General features: G+C 46.2%; 14 protein-coding genes and 1 rRNA gene. 5 read left to right on the top strand and 10 right to left on the bottom strand.

The window, feature by feature from the left end; all coding sequences use genetic code 11:
* Positions 1-470, bottom strand: a 16S ribosomal RNA gene (locus L5M38_RS21945); the annotation flags it as partial.
* 697 nt (positions 471-1,167) lie between these two features.
* Here L5M38_RS21945 and L5M38_RS21940 point away from each other — a divergent pair.
* On the top strand, positions 1,168-1,629 hold the full coding sequence (locus L5M38_RS21940; RefSeq protein WP_113941557.1) for an RNA-binding protein: 462 nt from the start codon (positions 1,168-1,170) through the stop codon (positions 1,627-1,629).
* A 24-nt stretch (positions 1,630-1,653) separates the two neighbouring features.
* Here the strand turns inward: L5M38_RS21940 and murI are convergent, their stop codons facing one another.
* Positions 1,654-2,490, bottom strand: a complete 837-nt coding sequence (gene murI, locus L5M38_RS21935; protein ID WP_263170293.1) for a glutamate racemase — start codon at positions 2,488-2,490, stop codon at positions 1,654-1,656.
* A gap of 222 nt (positions 2,491-2,712) precedes the next feature.
* On the opposite strand from murI, the gene trmA reads away from it, so the two are divergent.
* Positions 2,713-3,810 carry a tRNA (uridine(54)-C5)-methyltransferase TrmA gene (trmA, locus tag L5M38_RS21930; protein WP_263170290.1) on the top strand — a complete coding sequence of 366 codons (1,098 nt, stop codon included), beginning with the start codon at positions 2,713-2,715 and terminating at the stop codon, positions 3,808-3,810.
* A gap of 109 nt (positions 3,811-3,919) precedes the next feature.
* Here the strand turns inward: trmA and fabR are convergent, their stop codons facing one another.
* Positions 3,920-4,534: an HTH-type transcriptional repressor FabR gene (fabR, locus tag L5M38_RS21925; protein ID WP_105251021.1), complete on the bottom strand. Its 615-nt coding sequence runs from the start codon at positions 4,532-4,534 to the stop codon at positions 3,920-3,922.
* Between the two features lie 144 nt (positions 4,535-4,678).
* On the opposite strand from fabR, the gene L5M38_RS21920 reads away from it, so the two are divergent.
* From L5M38_RS21920 to mnmH, 3 genes are all read left to right on the top strand, one after another.
* Positions 4,679-5,785: an acyl-CoA desaturase gene (locus tag L5M38_RS21920; protein WP_028759426.1), complete on the top strand. Its 1,107-nt coding sequence runs from the start codon at positions 4,679-4,681 to the stop codon at positions 5,783-5,785.
* A 95-nt stretch (positions 5,786-5,880) separates the two neighbouring features.
* Entirely contained in the window at positions 5,881-6,939 is a 1,059-nt protein-coding gene (gene selD, locus L5M38_RS21915; RefSeq protein ID WP_263170288.1) for a selenide, water dikinase SelD, read from the top strand.
* Entirely contained in the window at positions 6,939-8,060 is a 1,122-nt protein-coding gene (gene mnmH / locus L5M38_RS21910; protein WP_263170285.1) for a tRNA 2-selenouridine(34) synthase MnmH, read from the top strand. Before selD ends, mnmH begins: the two co-directional genes overlap by 1 nt.
* Before the next feature lie 23 nt (positions 8,061-8,083).
* On the opposite strand, the gene L5M38_RS21905 is transcribed toward mnmH, so the two are convergent.
* From L5M38_RS21905 to L5M38_RS21875, 7 genes are all read right to left on the bottom strand, one after another.
* Positions 8,084-9,400, bottom strand: coding sequence for a hypothetical protein (locus tag L5M38_RS21905; RefSeq protein WP_263170283.1), 1,317 nt, complete (start codon positions 9,398-9,400; stop codon positions 8,084-8,086).
* A gap of 56 nt (positions 9,401-9,456) precedes the next feature.
* Complete coding sequence (locus L5M38_RS21900; RefSeq protein WP_263170281.1) at positions 9,457-11,334, bottom strand: MFS transporter; 1,878 nt, start codon at positions 11,332-11,334, stop codon at positions 9,457-9,459.
* On the bottom strand, positions 11,325-11,936 hold the full coding sequence (locus L5M38_RS21895; protein ID WP_263175856.1) for a TetR/AcrR family transcriptional regulator: 612 nt from the start codon (positions 11,934-11,936) through the stop codon (positions 11,325-11,327). The genes L5M38_RS21900 and L5M38_RS21895 overlap by 10 nt, the downstream gene beginning before the upstream one ends.
* Positions 11,937-12,252: 316 nt before the next feature.
* A complete protein-coding gene (locus L5M38_RS21890; RefSeq protein ID WP_263170315.1) occupies positions 12,253-12,696 on the bottom strand; it encodes a GNAT family N-acetyltransferase in 444 nt (147 codons plus the stop codon).
* Between the two features lie 7 nt (positions 12,697-12,703).
* Positions 12,704-13,516: a 3'(2'),5'-bisphosphate nucleotidase CysQ gene (gene cysQ, locus L5M38_RS21885; RefSeq protein ID WP_011848162.1), complete on the bottom strand. Its 813-nt coding sequence runs from the start codon at positions 13,514-13,516 to the stop codon at positions 12,704-12,706.
* A 304-nt stretch (positions 13,517-13,820) separates the two neighbouring features.
* On the bottom strand, positions 13,821-14,402 hold the full coding sequence (nudE, locus tag L5M38_RS21880; protein WP_263170314.1) for an ADP compounds hydrolase NudE: 582 nt from the start codon (positions 14,400-14,402) through the stop codon (positions 13,821-13,823).
* 235 nt (positions 14,403-14,637) lie between these two features.
* Positions 14,638-19,897: putative Ig domain-containing protein (locus tag L5M38_RS21875; protein ID WP_263180302.1), on the bottom strand; the 5,260-nt coding region annotated here is incomplete at its 5' end.

The raw sequence follows: 19,897 nt of genomic DNA, 5'->3' as shown, positions 1-19,897 counted from the left end.
CGTATTAAACTACACCCTTTCCTCCCTACTGAAAGTGCTTTACAACCCGAAGGCCTTCTTCACACACGCGGCATGGCTGCATCAGGGTTTCCCCCATTGTGCAATATTCCCCACTGCTGCCTCCCGTAGGAGTCTGGGCCGTGTCTCAGTCCCAGTGTGGCTGATCATCCTCTCAGAACAGCTAGGGATCGTCGCCTTGGTGAGCCATTACCTCACCAACTAGCTAATCCCACCTAGGTTCATCCAATCGYGGAAGGCCCGAAGGTCCCCTCCTTTCCCCCGTAGGGCGTATGCGGTATTAGCAGTCGTTTCCAACTGTTATCCCCCTCGACTGGGCAGATCCCTAGGCATTACTCACCCGTCCGCCGCTCGCCACCTCAGRAGTAAACTCCCTTGTGCTGCCGCTCGACTTGCATGTGTTAGGCCTGCCGCCAGCGTTCAATCTGAGCCATGATCAAACTCTTCAATTAAAGTTTTGTTGTTTGACTGACGTCAAACGGCTCAATGAATTCTACTGTTTTGATTCGCTTTGCTCACTAAGAAGCATCGCGTTTCAATTCATACATTACTGTATGTACATATTACTATGAACACTCAATCACGCTTCCCGTTAAGGAGAATGACTTGAAAACATTGATTTAAATTTTTGACTGCCAACCCGAAGGTTAAGCAGTTTCGATTAACTCAACACCTGTGAGTGTCCACACAGATTTGCTTGATAAATTGTTAAAGAGCGTTGACCACACACTGAGTTTTCAGCGGGTCAGGGCTGCGTATTTTACGCATTCCCGTTAGTGCGTCAAGTAGTTTTTTCAACTTTCTCAACACTCATCGTTTAGCTCGCTAACCGATGAACTGCATGGCTTTCTTTGCTTAACTTGCGTTACGCTGTCTGCCGTGTCAGTGGATGCGCATTATAGGGAGATTGAGAAAGTCCGCAAGGGCTTTTTATCGATCATTGAATCGCACGTCGATATTTTAAACGTTATGACCATTTTTTAGCTTATAAGCTCTATTTATCGGAGATAAGTAAGGTTTTTTAGCTAATAATTGATAATTCACGCTCAATATTTCAGCAATGGTCTAGTGTAAAAGTAAATAATTCATTACCATATACTTGCTGTTAACAGTTATTTATCAATTTCCCATTCATCAGAGAGCATTCTTATGCAAAAGTCATTTCTTATTGTCTTGATTGTCGCCATTATTGGCGCAGTAGCACTATCTCAGTTCGCAACGCCATTATCAGCTATTGCTTTTGTCGCTGGCGCTATCATTGCAAGTCTTGTTTTTAAATTTGTTCCAGAGACTTCATCATCTCATGCTTCAGAAGAACAATATGTTGGCCCTACTATGACCTTATATGTAGGTAACCTGCCTTATCGTGTTCATGAGGGTGAAGTAAAAGTATTATTTGGCGAATTTGGTCCAGTAAACTCTGTGCGTTTAGTCAGAGATCGTAAGACGGGTCGTCGTAAAGGTTTTGGTTTTGTGGAGATGTCAGAATCAGGCGCTCAGAAAGCCATGGTTAAACTGAATGACTATAGTTTCCAAGAAAGAACCTTAAAAGTAAGAGAAGCAAAAACACAAGATTCGGAAGCTGCCGACCGTACAGGGACAGACGAGTAGCATTACCGCTTAAACTGTTTTGCTTTATTTTGTAATTTGGTTGGTTGTGGTGATTCGCTCGATAGTTGAAAAGCCACAATCAATTAATGTTGTTGTTAACCCTTCGCTGATTCCCATCTTAGTATAGAAAGCTTGCATAACTGACTCCCTTACAGCTTCTCTCTCATCTGTTACTCTGTGCTCTTCCACAATAAGATTCTGTTGCGTTAAAAGAGTGACAACTCGCTTAGCAATAGCAGCGCCAGAATCCATTAGTTTTACGCCCGCACCGAGCACTTGTTGTAATTCAGCTTTGATCATAGGGAAATGAGTGCAACCTAGTACGAGAACATCCAATTGTGCGGCAACGACTGGTGCCAGTAACTGTGCCAATCTATGCATATCCAACATTCCAGTCGCCACTTTTTGCTCTGCCATCATCACTAATTCAGAACAACCAAAGAGTTCGACATGGCAATCATCAGCAAATTGGCTGATGAGTTCATGGGTATAATGACGCTTAACTGTGCCAGGTGTAGCCAAGAGTCCAATACGTTTGCTCTTAGACATTAGAGCGGCGGGTTTAATGGCAGGGACAACACCTACGACAGGGACAGTAAGATGTGCACGTAATGCCGGTAATACAACAGTACTTGCAGTATTGCAGGCAACGACCACTATCATTGCATTGGTACGAACCACTAGATCGCATACTAATTCGACACAGCCAGAAATTAATACCTGCTCTTCCAACTCTCCATAGGGCAACCTAGCGTTGTCGAAAAGATAGCAATAGTCGCTATGGGGCAAACTCTTGCGGATTTCAGCCAGTACAGATAGACCACCAATCCCAGAATCAAACACTAATATAGGTCGCGACAAGCGAATCTCCAGTTTCGGATATATAAATAAACTATACAGATTGGACGCATTAACGATTCGATGGCTGCTTTACTGGCGAAATCCAGCCAAATACCATAGAACCACATTCAAGTGCGCGGATTTTCCCATAGCTTTGCGAAAACCGCAAAAGCAAGATACTGGACATTCGTGTCACCTAGTATAATATTTGCGCCCCAATTTACAGCAACGGTGAATCAAACAATGAACTTAGCAGCAATGGACCCTCAGACTTATGATGCGCAGTTAGAACACAAGCGTATCAAGCTAGAACAAGCCTTTGCCCAATTTGAAACACCGAGTGTTGAAGTTTTTGCCTCAGAGCCAGCTAACTACCGTATGCGCGCCGAATTCCGCATGTGGCATGATGGTGACGACTTATACTATTACATGTTCGATAAAGTATTGAATGAGAAAGTACGTTGCGATCAATACTTACCAGCTAGCTTACTCATCAATCAAATGATGTCGGCCTTAATCGCCGAGCTGAAACCGAATCCGAGTCTAAGGCACAAATTGTTCCAAGTGGATTTTTTGTCGACTTTAAGCGGCGAGATTTTAGTGTCTTTGCTTTATCACAGGCAGCTTGATGACCAATGGCGCGCCGATGCGGCTGCATTGAAAGCCAAGTTAAGTAGCCAGTTTAACGTCAATATCATCGGCCGTGCCCGTAAGCAAAAAATCGATTTAGATAAAGACTTTGTGGTTGAGTCATTACAAGTAAATGATAAAACCTTCTTATATAAGCAAATCGAAAACAGCTTTACTCAACCCAATGCCAAAGTTTCCGTAAAAATGCTGGAGTGGGCTATCGATGCGACTCAAAACAGTAAGGGGGATTTACTCGAGCTCTACTGTGGTAATGGCAACTTCTCTATCGCACTGGCGCAAAACTTTAATCGCGTATTGGCCACCGAACTCGCTAAGCCTTCAGTCGATGCGGCGCAATACAATATCGAAGTGAATGGTATTGATAATCTGCAGATTATTCGTATGTCAGCCGAAGACTTTAGCGATGCCATGGCGAAGAAACGCAGCTTTAGACGTTTAGAAGGTATCGATCTTGACAGCTACGTTTGCAACACCATTTTTGTTGACCCACCACGCGCGGGGATTGATCCTGATACGCTGGCGTTAGTCCAAGGTTATGAGCGGATTTTGTATATTTCCTGCAACCCTGAAACCTTAAAAGATAACCTGCAACAACTGAACGAAACCCATAGAGTGACCCGCTTTGCCTTGTTTGATCAGTTCCCTTACACAGATCACATGGAAACGGGTGTACTACTCGAGCGTCGTTAATCACTTCAGATACACTGAGCTCGACTGCAGAACACTTAAACGTAAATTCGCTAAAAAAATAATGGAGCCTTAGGCTCCATTATTTTAGTGAATCTGCATCTCACTCAGATTAGCGGTGTTCAACCTTATGCTGCAAAGCCTCGGCGCCTTTGGCGACCATGCGCAATTGCATGACTAATTGATCGGCAAGAATTTTGCGGTCAGCCCGTTTCATATCTAATGCGGAAGCGCCGGCATTAAACACCAGTGTCACTAAAGCTTCAGCCTGTGCACGAGCTAGCAAGGGGGTTCGCCCCGCTTTGGCTTCGGTATAATGAGCCAATTCAGAAATAAAATGCTCAATTTCGCGGGCAACTGCCGCACGGAACGCTGCCGAGGTTCCTGAACGTTCATGCAATAAGATACGGAATACGTTTGGATTAGAATCAAGCACTTCCATAAAGGTATCAACGGAAATACGGATCACACTGCCACCCACTTCAGCTCGCTGACGGCCTTTACGCATCATCTGCCTTAGGGTTAACCCGCCCTCGTCAACCATAGTAAGACCGAGTTCGTTCATATCTTTAAAATGGCGATAAAAAGATGTCGGCGCGATATTAGCTTCCCGAGCAACTTCTCGTAAACTCAGACTTGAGAAACTGCGCTCAGCACTTAGCTGATTAAAGGCCGCATCGACTAAAGCTCTGCGAGTTTTCTCTTTTTGCTGTGCTCGAATACCCATTCTTAAATCCGCTAACTGAATGTAATAACGCGATAATACCGCTTTTAGGCATTAAACACAGCCCTATCGTCCTTGACCAAACAATATAGCTAAGCTAAATTAGCTTACAGATGTACGCTCAAAAGCGAATTTTGGAAACCTATAATGAAAAAACCCCCTATCATCTGGCTTAATGTCAGTCTGTTTGCCATCACTTTCCTCAGTGCAGTAATTTTAGTTCCATGGCGCGGTATTGTTCATGGCTATGGTGCCAGTGAATGGATCGCTTTTATTGTTTTAGCCTTTGCCAGTGGCCTGTCAATCACCGCGGGTTATCACAGACTCTGGTCACACAAGGCCTATAAAGCCCATCCGGCGGTGCGTTTTATATATGCCCTTGGTGGTGCTTTAGCATTACAAAACAGTGCATTGCACTGGGCATCTGATCACAGAGTCCACCACAAGCACGTAGATGATAACGACAAGGACCCGTACTCAGCCAAAATGGGATTCTGGTACAGCCATATCGGTTGGATGCTGCGTGAGTATCAGTCGCAACGCTATCACGATTATCAAAATGTGCGTGATCTGCAAAATGACCGTATTGTCATGTGGCAACACAAACATTACCTCGCACTCGTTTTGCTGATGAACATTGGACTGCCAGCACTGCTTGGCTGGCTCAATGGTGACGTGCTGTCTATGTTATTGATGGCGGGTTTATTGCGTTTAGTGGTGGTGCATCACTGCACTTTCTTTATCAACTCTTTAGCCCACGTGTGGGGCAGTCAGCCTTATACCGATAAGAATACCGCCCGCGATAATGGCTTCTTGGCCATGTTGACCTACGGTGAGGGTTATCATAATTTCCATCATATTTTCGAAAATGACTATCGTAATGGCATTAAATGGTGGCACTACGATCCAACCAAATGGTTGATTAAGTCATTATCTTGGTTGGGATTAGCTAAGGATTTGCGTACGAGTCCACAGGAACGTATCGAGAGCGCACGCTTACAGATGCAGTTATTACGTACCAAGCGGAAGGTTAATAACCTGCCTAATGCTGATGAAATTATTGAAAAAATCCAAGCAGAGTATGAGTTATTAAAGCTGCACTTAATGGATTACTATCAAGCACAGAAAACCTTGCTTGAGGCCAAGCGTAAACAACTTGTCGATCAGCAACTATTGCAACAAGTTGAAGAGCTAAAGGCGCGTTTCTTAGTCCAGCAAAAACATTGGCGCAGCCTGACCGCAACTTATAGCTAAGCCACAATTCTGCCCGAAAGTCATACGGCCACCTTGCATGGTGGCCGTATCTGATTATGATGATGCCTTAATCACTTAAATAGGCTGTTGAGATCATGTCAGATTCCCCAGTTATACTCCCAGAATCAATCAAGCTAACAGAATATAGTCATGGCGCAGGTTGTGGCTGCAAAATATCCCCTAAAGTGCTCAGCACTATCTTAGCCTCGCAATTACCTGTATTTACCGATCCAAATCTGCTGGTTGGCAATCAGAGCCGCGACGATGCTGCAGTGTACAAACTCAATGATGACATAGGCATCATTAGCACTACCGATTTTTTTATGCCAATTGTTGACGATCCATTCACCTTCGGTCGTATCGCAGCGACCAATGCGATCAGCGATATTTATGCCATGGGCGGCACGCCTATTATGGCGATTGCAATTTTAGGTTGGCCAATCAATAAACTACCCGCAGAAATCGCACAGCAAGTGGTCGATGGCGGCAGACAAGCCTGCATGGAAGCAGGGATCATGCTAGCCGGTGGTCATAGCATAGACGCACCCGAACCTATTTTTGGTCTCGCGGTTACCGGGCAAATTGCCTTAAGTGATTTAAAACAGAATGATACCGCTAAAGCCGGCGATCGTTTATATCTCACTAAACCTATCGGCATTGGTATTTTAACCACAGCGCAAAAACAGAAAAAACTCCGCGATGAAGATAGCCTCATTGCGGTAAATGCTATGTGTCAACTCAATACTATAGGCGCGACCATTGCAAAAATTAGCGGTGTAAATGCCCTGACTGATGTCACAGGTTTTGGACTGGCAGGACACTTACTCGAAATGTGCCAAGGCGCCAACCTCACTGCGAAGCTTAAATTTGATGCAGTGCCATTGTTACCACGCGCCTTAGATTATTTGGCCTTAGGTTGTGTTCCTGGCGGAACTCACCGTAATTACGACAGTTATGGCGAGAATCTCCCTGAACTCAGCGAGCATCAAAAAGCGATACTGTGCGATCCGCAAACCAGCGGTGGTCTGTTAGTTGCCGTCTCGGCCGCAGCTGAAGCGGAATTAATTGCCCTACTCGATGCGAACCACATAACCCCAATCTGCATTGGGTCACTGGAAACACCGACCACTGCAGCGAATGTGGTGTTGTGCTGATGCCAAGCGCTATTGTAGCCGCAGAGCAATATAGGGAGATCTTTCTCAATCAATATCCGATGATGGATGTGCGAGCGCCCATAGAGTTTACTCGAGGTGCGTTTCCCAACTCGACCAACTTGCCCTTGATGCTGGATAGTGAAAGGGAAAAAGTCGGTACTTGTTATAAGCAATTTGGTCAGCAAGCCGCGATTGCATTAGGTCATTCACTAGTGAATGGTCCCATCAAGCAACAGAGAATCGAGGCTTGGGCTAGCTATGTTAAAGCCAATCCTAATGCTTACCTTTATTGCTTTCGCGGCGGCCTGCGCTCGCAACTCACTCAACAATGGCTCAAAGAAGCGGGGATCGAAGTCCCCTATATTCAGGGTGGCTATAAGGCCATGCGCCAATATCTGATTGGCGTGATTGAAGCGGCACCGACTCAGCAACCGTTATTGAGTTTGAGCGGGATGACGGGCTGCGGTAAAACCGATTTTCTACTACAGCGTAAAGAAGCGGTTGATCTTGAAGAAATAGCTAATCACAGAGGCTCTAGTTTTGGAAAGAATATCGACCCACAGCCAACGCAGATTAACTTTGAAAATCAACTCGCCATTGCCTTGCTACAACACCAAACAAGTGGCGCGGCGTGTTTACTGCTCGAAGATGAAAGCTTCCTGATTGGGCGTTCGGCGCTGCCGCAGACATTTTATACTGCGATGCAGACCGCTGATGTGCTGGTATTAGAGGAGGCGGACGACTTCAGGCTGCAGCGGCTACTCAATGAGTATGTGCACAAAATGCATAGGGGATTCTGTGATCGCTTAGGCGCTGAAGCGGGATTCGCCGCCTTTAGCCAGTACCTGTTACAGAGTTTAGTGAGCATTCGTAAACGCTTAGGTGGTAAACAACATCAAGAACTACAGGATATGATGCAACAGGCATTAACCCAGCAACTCCATCAAAATGACACTTCTCTGCATTTAGCATGGATAGCAGTGCTGCTGCACAAATATTATGACCCAATGTACGAATACCAGTTACAAAAAAAATCCGAACGGATCCTCTTTAAGGGCTCACATCAGGCCATGCATGAATGGTTGGATAACTATAAGAGTGATAGAAAAGCCGCACAATAACTGTGCGGCGAGTACGCTAAAAATTAATTTGCAAAAATCGTAATGGCTTCATAGTTATAATTATCGAATTTAGCCGAACGAATATTACCCGTGCTACGGCTCGATTTACTGAGCTCGGCACGGAAATCATATAGCCCTGTCATTCCTTCGTACCCCCAGACATACAAACTCATCATAGGAATTGTTATTCCATCAAATGCTGTTTGTAAGTGTATGGGCAAATCTAAATCCGGAATTGACCCCTTTAATGAAGCCGAAATAGCCCAATTCGCATAGCCATCTTGTCCTATGGTGATTTGCATCGCTTGCATATGGGCATTGTTGAAACTGTAGTCATAATTTGCACTACCACCATTATTAATAGTAGTGATTAAACGTGTCGTTTCATCCAGCATTTGGTTTTCATTTAACGGTAAATTCAAGCTCAAACTCTTAGAAGGATCAGTAACAGCCCTACGTGTTATTGCCGAATAATTTATGTAGCCAGCCTCATTCGCACCAAGGGCAATCCACTGTGATGCGTAAACTAAATTGCGATCAAAAATCGCGGGAAATAATTGCACTTCTTTCGTCGGCCATTCTACCCAGTTTTGGCGACCAAATTCAGTTTCAGAGTAACTCCTTAGCGAATAATCATTGGTATTCACATCAACATTTAACGGAGTCCCTTCATGATGAGTACCTTCAAATTCACTACTCGATATAGGTACTGCTTGCGATAAATCTAGTGTATTTATATCTATGCTAGCAGCATAAGCCGTAACACCACTCTGGCTAGGAACTAACACCATATTCACTGGTGCAAACTTATCGTCCTGCTTACACAGGCGTAATGAAGAATTGTTAGAATGTGAGTCCAAAAATGAGTTATTACCATATAGCTGGTAGTCACTATATACAGCTTCAATTTCACTAAGATCAAAATTCACATCACTACAGTCACATTGGCTATTTAAATTTTCATCTGTGAAAGCATAAATGCCATAGTCGCCAGCTTTAGCGGCTAAATCCGTACGGATGCTCCAAGTTGACTGACCATTACGAAACTCTTTTGCTGCAACTGTTAAATGTGATGCTTCGCTTGTCCAGGGTATATCGACATGTCCCTGCCCATCACTCTTATAAGTGCCGAGAATATGGCCGTCTTGTCGGTGAATAATAACATCGGCACCTGCCATTTTTTCTTTTACATTGCATTTGCTTGCAACGCTCTGCACATCCATAACCAATCTAGCTGGTGTTGTACCCGAATCACCAGAATCCCCACCACTTGAATCACCCGAACCTCCACATCCACCAAGCAATAACACTAGTGCACTGGCATAACATCCTTTTCCCATGACCAAACTCCAGAGTATATAAGTTATTATTTTGTAAATTTGTTAAAGCATACCAATTACAACACGGCTTCATTTCGTTCAACAAGTAGGTTTGCAACTTGATGTCGCAAATTTTCACGATTAGCGGAAACGTCCACGATAGGAACCGCAATATCCACCGACACCCTTGACCAAAAACGCTTGGGCATTTTAGCTAAGGCATGCCCGCCCTTGTGGCTAAAGTAAGAACCCCATAATCCGTGCAGCGCCATAGGAATGACTGGCACTGGATCTCTGGCCAAAATCTTATCAATTCCAGGACGAAAATCGCCAAGTTCACCGTCAGGTGTGAGTCGACCCTCAGGGAAAATACATACCAACTCATCATTGGCGAGCGCTTCATGAATCGCCTCGAAGGCACGATTATAAGTCTCTTCACTTTGCTTAGGCGAACAGATAGGGATCACACCTGCATGGCGGAACAAATACTTCAACAGAGGAATTTCGCTGATGGATTTATCCATCACAAAGCGGATTGGCCGTGTCGACGCTCCCATAATAATCAATGCATCCACATAACTCACATGGTTACAGACTATGATGCCAGCCCCTTCCTTTGGAATTTTCTCTCGGCCTGTGACTGTCACTCGATACATAACATGACTGAGTAAGTAACTGATAAATCGTTGTGTAAATTCTGGTACTTGTGAATAAACATAGAGCGCGACTACAGCATTCATCACGGCGAGTAGCAGAAATAACTGTGGAATAGTCCAACCTGCAACGCCCAGTAACAGCATAGATAACAGTGCCGAAACCACCATAAACAATGAGTTCATAATGTTATTGGCTGCAATCGCCTGAGCACATTCACCCTTAGGCGAACGAGATTGAATAAACGCATACAAGGGGACGATAAACAAGCCACCGCTAACGCCAATCATAAAGAAATCCAGCATCACCCGATAATGTTGCGACTCGCCAATAAAGGCCTTTAATCCATAGACAAAACCAGCATCCACTGGCGCAGGTGGAATAGCCCAAAGCAAATCGACACCAAAAATAGTTAATCCCAATACCCCAAATGGCAGTAAACCGAGTTCCACATGGCCGTAGGAGAAACGTTCACAAACGAAGGAGCCAACAGCAATCCCGATGGAAAACATGCCTAATAATAATGACACCACAGTCGCACCAGAATGCAAATGCAGCTTAGCAAAGTTAGGAAACTGAGTCAGATAGGTCGCACCTAAAAACCAAAACCAACTGATCGCGAGGATAGCCATCCAGATTGAAGGCGTTTGACGGGCTTTTTTGATGCTACGCCAAGTGCCCGATAACGGCCTGAAACGTATTTTTTCAATGACGCCCTGCGGGGGTAATGCAGGAATCGCTCGGCTCGATAAATATCCTGCAAAGGCTAATACAGCAACAGTAATCGCCGACCAAAGCGTACCGTTTCCATTAGAAACCAAGATCCCCGCACTCAAAGTGCCCACCAGAATCGAGAGAAAAGTGCCCATCTCAACCCAAGCATTGCCTGTGACTAACTCGTCCTCTTTCAACGCTTGGGGTAACAAGGAATATTTAACCGGACCGAAGTATGCTGACTGGCTACCCGTTAAAAATAACAGTAATAACATCATCATGTAGCTCTCGCTCAGAATCGCAATCGCGGCGCTAAACATGATGATGACTTCGAGTAGTTTCAATCGGCGGATAAGTTTGGCCTTATCCATATTATCGGCGACCACACCCGCATGGGCCGAAAAGAGGAAAAATGGCAAAATAAACACCCCAGCCGCCAAGTTCACAAACATATCGACGCTTATGGGTAGGTCTTTCACTTGGTTAAAGGTCACTAATAGCAGCAACACATTTTTATAGATGTTGTCATTCAATGCGCCTAAGCACTGAGTCGCAAAATAGGGTAAAAAACGTTTTGTTAGCAGCATGATAGTTCCTTCTGGTAACCCATTCCTTGTAAATAAGCTTGTACGTGACTCTTGAGTAAATCCCGCAGTGATAATGACTCAGCGAAGAGCTTATTATCGAGTGACAGAGAGGTCAGCCCATGAATTCCCCCCCATAATACCCGGCTCATACTGAGATGCTGCACTGGCGTAACCTCGGGAAATAGTTGCGCCAATTCACGCTCAATCAGAGTAAATAACCCCGCAATCAATTGCCCTTGCGATTCAGGCAAGGGTTCAGAATCGAGTAATTGCAGCTCAAAAACCAGCTTGAAAGCTTGACGCTGCTCATGGGCGAATTGACTATACTCCCACGCCATTGCAATAATTTTACCTAAACTGTCGGCCGCACGAACACCCGTCAATCGGTCGTGCAAAGTCCTAAGCGTTGACTCAGAAACAGCCAGTAATAAATAGTTGTAGCTGCCGAAAATATTGATCAAGGTACTAGGGACATAACCAATTTGGCTGGCCACTTTGCGTAAGCTGAGCCCTATGGCACCTTGATCTATCAGTAACTCAGTTGCCGCTTGTATTGCCATCGCGCGAATTTCATCATGGCTGTGTTCTTTTCGTCTGGCCATAGGTCTCATCCCCTGTTGAATAGCAAGAGACTAACAGCAGTTAAAATAAAAAACAACGTTCAAAATAAGTTTGTTTTACGTACAGAAGAGGGTAAATAATGAAGGATATTATTGAAGATGATGGATAAAGATAGGCACTCGAATTAGATTCCCTCAGCAAGCCGAACTGGAACCGTGGGATGACATCACCTAAAAGAGCATAAAAAACGGCGCGCTCAGTCAGCACACCGTCCATTATTTTGATTTAAAAATCATTCTTAATTCAAAGGTGATTTTTATTTGAGGATAATCTTTGGTTCAAAGATAAGCGCGCGATTTAAGGCCTGCGATAAGTCATCACAACCCTATCTGCGCCATCGCCAAAATAATCGGCCTCAAAAGTTGAATCAATGAAACCTAAATGCTGATATAAGCCATGGGCAGGGTTACTCGGATCAACGGTTAAACACACCCGCTCAACTGACACGGGCAACTCGGCTAAACATTGTTGCATCAAACGTTTGCCGAATCCCTTCCCGCGAGCATTTTCACTCACTGCGACAGATAATATCCACATGCAGTTAGGATCGCTACTCTGGGCACTGAGCAAATAGCCTTGTAGCTGATTATCTGCATCCACGGCCACTAAAAATTGCTCTGGCCAACAATCAAATCCCTGACGGAAGAAAAAATCGGGATAGCTGTGCTCGCCAAAAATGGCCTGTTCGAGCTGATAAACCGCGAATAACTCTGACTTTAATACCGGACGTATAGACTGCATTTGAAAATCATTCACCTATTAAAATCTTATCCCACTCTAAGTTGGGTGCACCAACTACGATGAAATTAGGGTTCTCTAAGCTCTCGCGCTCATTGTAGGTTAACGGTTGCAGCTCAGTATCCATCAGCTGTCCACCCGCTTCCTCGACGATAATTTGCGCGGCTCCCGTGTCCCACTCACCCGTTGGTCCGACTCGTACATAACAATCAGCACGACCTTCGGCGACAAGACAACTCTTTAACGCTGCGCCCCCCATCACGACTAACTCGCAGTGTTTGGGATGGTTGAATAGGGTCAACACAGATTGGGGGTCCTGACGGCGACTTACGGCCAATCTTAGGGATACCTTTTCACGGTGCTCAATTTGGCGACTGCTAATACGCACTTCTTGTTTATCCGTGCGTTTGTACGCCCCTAAACCAGCAATAGCGTAATAACACACTTGCGTCATCGGCACATAAACCACGCCCATCACAGGACGATTGTGTTCCACCAGCGCGATAATGACTGAAAAATCACCGCTGCCAGCGATAAACTCCCCCGTACCATCGAGCGGATCCACCAACCAATAGCGCTTCCAAGATTCACGCACACTCAACGGAATGTCAGCGGCTTCTTCAGATAACACAGGAATATCAGGCGTTAAGGCGGTTAATCGGTCACAAATGATCTTGTTCGCCGCTAAATCTGCGGAAGTGACAGGGGTATTGTCAGACTTCATTTCTCGCTCAAAATTACCTTTGAGATAAATGTCACGGATAGTTATCCCTGCATCGGTCGCAATCGCAATAACTTCGTCGATCAACTCTTCTGGCTTCATAACAACTCCAATCGCCTGCTGAGCGAATGTTTTGCAAGCGTGCAAACTCTGAACGCTTAAAAGGAAAAAGATTATTTAAGTTATATACCCAAGCTACCTGAAAATACGAGTTTCAGAGCGCCTAGGGTGCTTCAATTCAAGGCGCATCAATGAAAGAATGTCGGCCACCTTTTGAATTGATGCAACACCGAAGTGGAGTGCCCTAGGCGCTCCGTCCCGGCGGGTTTTAACGCACTTTATGCTGTGTTGGTTATTTTTAACTTAGCCCGCTAGGTCTGCAAATAACCGCCTTGCCTAAAGTGCGTTAAACTCCCGCTGAATTCTGCATCTTCAGGTTGTTTGGGTATAAATATTTTTGCGCCAAAAACAACGCGCTCACACTACGGGATTCAGAAAAATCGACATCATCGAGCAAGGCTTCCCAATCGGCGAGCGCCCAAGGCACCACATCAATTGGCTCAGGCTCATCACCTTCAAGGCGACTCTCATACAGATCTTCTGCAAGAAAAATTTGCATCTTACTAGAGAAATAACCCGGAGCTAGGCTGAGTTCTTTCAGTAAGGTGAGCTTATTCGATCCAAAGCCAATTTCTTCCTGTAATTCACGATTAGCAGCTTCTATTGCTGTCTCACCGGGATCGATCAAACCTTTTGGGAAACCGAGTTCGTAATTATCAGTTCCTGCAGCATATTCGCGTGCCAGTAGCATTTTCCCTTGATGAATAGGCACTATCATCACAGCGCCACGACTACCGCCTTTCATGCGCTCATATTGGCGCTCTACACCATTGGAGAACTTAAGATGCACTTGCTCAATTTGAAATAATCGGCTTCTCGCGACAACTTCGGTATGCAATATTTCCGGCTTATTCTGCCGTTGCGACATAACTGCCTCTGGATAAAAAAGCGATAAATTAAATAAGGTAAGTAACAATCTTACTATCCTGTCTTTAATCTACAACCTGAATTTATTATATGCTCCTAATGGTAAGCCACAAATCCTTTGCGATATGCATCACAAACCCAGCTCAGCCTTAAGTGAACACCTTCAAAATATTCTCAAATACGATGTTTTATTGGATAGTAAAAAGGGGCGAATGCCCCTTTTGATATGCTAACGCTTAAAATTGATATCGTAGATTGAGCTGGTAACTGAGGAAATCATTAGGCTCGATATCCACATATTGATATCCCAAACCTACAGACCATGACTCAGTAAATTGATAGCTAAAACGCACGCCCGCATACCAATCTGTACCATCAAGCTCTGTAGTTAAACGGCTATTGCCCATAGTGCTACTGATATCCGCTTGCCACCTAAACAACCCGATGGGTACTTCGAACCGCCAAGCTTCATGTTGGAGTAAAGTGAAGCGTAATCCCAGCATAACACCATCGGCCAGAACTGGCGTCACGGCTTTGACCTGCTCATGATATTGCTCAGGGGTGAGACTTGCGCCCTCAATCCTCGCAGTCCCATTACCAAAGTCGGCATAGCCTAATTCGATGGCAACATAGGGAGTCCATTGATAACCGATACTCACACCCAAAGCAGTATCTTTATCATCAACCGATGTTACAAAGCCTGCCCCCGCTTGTGGCTGTAGATCTCGCCTGCTGCTATCAACCTGAGCTTGCCCGACAAATCCCTCGACATACCAGTTATCAGCCGCATTTGCTTGATTAACGGAGCCTACGAGCAACACAGTGCCCAAGACTAATTTATGTAATTCCTTACGGCGAATTAAACCCATTGTAAGAATCAAACCTAATGCCCATAAGGACATACTGCCTCCACCCGACTTGTTATCTATCACCACATCTTGGTATGCCTTAACTGTGATTAACGCTTGCCCAGTTGCTTCGCCGCCCAATCCATCACTAATCTGATAACTCACAGTATCTACTCCATCAAATCCAGTTTTAGGGATATAACGTAGTTTATTAGACTCAACAGAAACCGTTCCTTGCTGCGCGGTTGCGCTGACTAAGGTTAAAACGTTTCCATCGGGATCACTGTCATTACTCAACACATCGAGTAACAAGCTCGTTCTGTCATCTATGGCAGCACTATCGTTCACCGTCGTAGGTGCCGTATTGCCATTAACAATCACAGTCAACTCACTACTCGCAGTACCACCTTTACCATCGGTAATGCTATACACCAGCACATCTGTACCGATGAAATCGGTTGCTGGCGTGTAACTTAACTGCTGATTAGCCAAGATAACTACGGTTCCGAACTCGCTGGTGACTTGTGTTACCGTCAAGGCATCACCATCGCTATCCGTATCATTGGTGAGCACATCGACATCGAGACTCTGATTCCAAGGTAAAGATGCCGTATCTGGGTTCGCCACAGGTAAATGGTTACCATTGAGTATCACTGACACGCCACTTGGGTCGACAATGGTTCGGTTAGCGACGCCATCGTCATCGTTTGGCCCACCATCTTCTATGGTTAACTGCACACACCAATGGCCTTCAGTTAATCCAGAAGTCCAACGATTATCTCCAGGAGGAGGGCAGAAACCACGCTCACCTTCACTACTGGAGACACTATTGCGCGCATCAATCACAAAATCCTTCCAACCATTTTGGGCTTGATACTTACGATATACTGCATTGGCAGGAACTGGCGAACGTTGTGGTATCACCAGACTGTAACTCTGCCCTTGTTGCGGTAGTCCTGTAGCAATGAAGTCAAAAATCCCCCCCACATTAGCCGCGATACTGTCTTCAGGAACCAGATTAGGTAATAGTTGAATACCACTTTGCTCTTGCATCAGTGCAATATTACCTAAGCGTAAGCACACGCCCGCTTGCCCCTCTGCCAGAAAGTACACAGGCTGCAACTCACCTTCAGGCATCACGTTACAATCATTGATTGCATCCAAGTAATCTGGAATGCCATCGCGGTCTGTATCGGTAAATCCCTCTTGGTTATCAGGGATCAAATCACCGTCGGTATCAGTCCCCGTCAGAGGTGGCAAAGATGGGCGCACAACAATATAAACTTTCTCCGTGGTAGACAGCGCGGGTAAGCCGCTATCCGTCACAGTCAGGCTCACAGGATAAATGCCCGGCAAGACCTCTGTCGGCAAGAAGAACATCCCCGCATCATCGGACTGCAAGTTCAGCGCGCCACTCGACCATACAGATGTCAAAGTATCGTTCATGTTGGCATCGCTAATCTGCGCATGAATATGAACCTCGCCACCATTTTGTGCCACGATCAACTGACGTTCACCCGCTTGAGTCACCTCAAGAGTCACACTCGGGGCAATGTTAGCCTCAGTGATCGACACTTGTGTTTGCTTCTTACTGCCTAAATTCAAACTTGGATCTAGGCTGATCAACACATCTTCTTCAGCCTCAACTTCCCCATCCTCTATGGTTCTAAAGTGAATATGGGCCAATGTACCTGAAGTAATCTCCACTACCGCATCGACTAAGTCATGATCATTGCTGTCCGCGGAACCTGCAACCGTATAAGGAACTGATATTGGATACTCAGGCGCGACACCGTTTAAGTGAATACTAACAACAACCTCATTACCCTCACCCACGACTTGATCTTTACTCAAGGAAATTAATGGATGCACTTTTACTTTCTGAGCCTTAGTCGCTTTGTTGCCATCACCATCTACGGCTTGCCAGTAAGCAAGATAACTACCAGGGGCAAAAAATAAACGCTTATCGACCAAAGAAACGGGCAGTGGACGACCATTACGATCGACGGCCTTAGCAAACCCTAGATCCACCCGAGTGAACAAGCCTGTTGCATTAACCTCAACATCACTAGGTACAGTAATAACAGGTAAATTGTCAGCCTCCCCACCTTCTAGCAGTAAGTTGACTTTTGCACTTGCGCGCCCTTTCTGACCATCACTAATGGTATAACGAAGTGCGACCGGACCAACATAAGCTACAGGGGCAGTAAATATGAGTCCATCAGCAGTAATCTGCACACTACCTATGTCTGCCGCCGCGCCATCGATAGTCAAAGTATCACCGTCCACATCAACATCATTCTCTAGCGCAGGTAGTGTGTATTTATCATCCGCGGTGCTGGCTAGAGTGTAATTATCATCGACAGCTTGTGGGTCATCATTCACTGGCGTGACATTAATGGTGATAGTTGCAGGCTCAGAACTCAGTTCAGCATCCTTAGCAATAAAGCTTATCTGATCTGCACCGTTGAAATCTTTCTCCGGTGTGTATAACCACACAGTTCCATGCTGCTCCAAAGTGCCCGATTCAGGTTGGCTCACCACTTCATAGGTAAGAGGATCACTATCTGCATCCTCCCCAGTAAGCGTGATCATCACAGAGCTATCTTCCTCTAAGGTCACACTTGCACTCGTCGCAACAGGCGCATCGTTAACGTTAGTCACTGTAATGCTAAAGGACTGCTCAGCCGTTAAGCCATCCGTGTCCGTCACACGTAAGGTGACCGGGTGACTGCCCACATCAGCATTGCCAGGCGTGCCGCTGAGTAAACCCGTCGCCGCGTTGAAACTCAACCAGCTTGGTATAGTCACTGCACTCAATGTCAGTACGTCGTCCACATCGACATCTGTAGCGGCAAAGGTATAGCTGTAAACAGCCTCTTGCACAGCGGCCGTAGTTGCTGTTGAAGTGATGGTAGGTGCGTCGTTGCTATTAGTGACTGTAATACTAAACGATTGATCTGCTGTTAATCCATCTGTGTCCGTCACTCGTAAGGTGACAGCATGACTGCCCACATCCGCATTGCTCGGCGTGCCACTGAGTAAACCCGTCGCCGCGTTGAAACTCAACCAGCTCGGTTTATTGATGGCACTCAGCGTTAATACATCACCCACATCAGAATCAATTGCAGTCAAGGTGTAGCTGTACGCGACATCTTGGGCTGCCGTCGTCATCGCCATTGAACTGATGGTCGGTGCATCGTTGACGTTTGTCACTGTAATGCTAAAGGACTGCTCAGCCGTTAAGCCATCCGTGTCCGTCACTCGTAAGGTGACAGCGTGACTGCCCACATCCGCATTGCTCGGCGTGCCACTGAGTAACCCTGTCGCCGCGTTGAAACTCAACCAGCTCGGTTTGGTCACTGCGCTCAAGGTTAAACTGTCACCGGTATCGGAGTCAGTTGCAGTCAAGSTGTAACTGTATGCCGCATCTTGGGTCGCTGCCGTCACCGCCGTCGAACTAATCGTCGGCGCATCGTTGACGTTTGTCACTGTAATGCTAAAGGACTGCTCAGCCGTTAAGCCATCCGTGTCCGTCACTCGTAAGGTGACMGSGTGACTGCCCACATCCGCATTGCTCGGCGTGCCACTGAGTAACCCTGTCGCYGCGTTGAAACTCAACCAGCTCGGTTTGGTCACTGCGCTCAAGGTTAAACTGTCACCGGTATCGGAGTCAGTTGCAGTCAAGCTGTAACTGTATGCCGCATCTTGGGTCGCTGCCGTCAYCGCCGTCGAACTAATCGTCGGCGCATCGTTGACGTTTGTCACTGTAATGCTAAAGGACTGCTCAGCCGTTAAGCCATCCGTGTCCGTCACTCGTAAGGTGACAGCGTGACTGCCCACATCCGCATTGCTCGGCGTACCACTGAGTAACCCTGTCACCGAATTGAAACTCAACCAGCTCGGTTTGGTCACTGCGCTCAGCGTTAAGCTGTCGCCGGTATCAGAGTCAGTAGCAGTCAAGCTGTAGCTGTACGCCGCATCTTGAGTGGCGGCTGTGATGGCCGTTGAACTAATCGTCGGCGCATCGTTAACGTTAGTCACTGTAATACTAAAGGACTGCTCAGCCGTTAAGCCATCCGTATCCGTCACACGTAAGGTGACCGGGTGACTGCCCACATCAGCATTGCCAGGCGTGCCGCTGAGTAAACCCGTCGCCGCGTTGAAACTCAACCAGCTCGGTTTGGTCACTGCGCTCAGCGTTAAGCTGTCGCCAGTATCAGAGTCAGTAGCAGTCAAGCTGTAGCTGTACGCCGCATCTTGAGTGGCGGCTGTGATGGCCGTTGAACTAATCGTCGGCGCATCGTTAACGTTAGTCACTGTAATGCTAAAGGACTGCTCAGCCGTTAAGCCATCCGTGTCCGTCACACGTAAGGTGACAGCGTGACTGCCCACATCAGCATTGCTCGGCGTACCACTGAGTAACCCTGTCGCCGCGTTGAAACTCAACCAGCTCGGTTTGGTCACTGCGCTCAAGGTTAAACTGTCACCGGTATCGGAGTCAGTTGCAGTCAAGCTGTAACTGTATGCCGCATCTTGGGTCGCTGCCGTCACCGCCGTCGAACTAATCGTCGGCGCATCGTTGACGTTTGTCACTGTAATGCTAAAGGACTGCTCAGCCGTTAAGCCATCCGTGTCCGTCACTCGT

The sequence above is a fragment of the Shewanella sp. SM101 genome, assembly GCF_025654465.1.
In the GTDB taxonomy this organism is placed as follows: Bacteria; Pseudomonadota; Gammaproteobacteria; order Enterobacterales; family Shewanellaceae; genus Shewanella; species Shewanella oncorhynchi.
The sequence above is the reverse complement of the archived record's forward strand: the minus strand, read 5'-3'. Positions and strand labels throughout refer to the sequence as shown.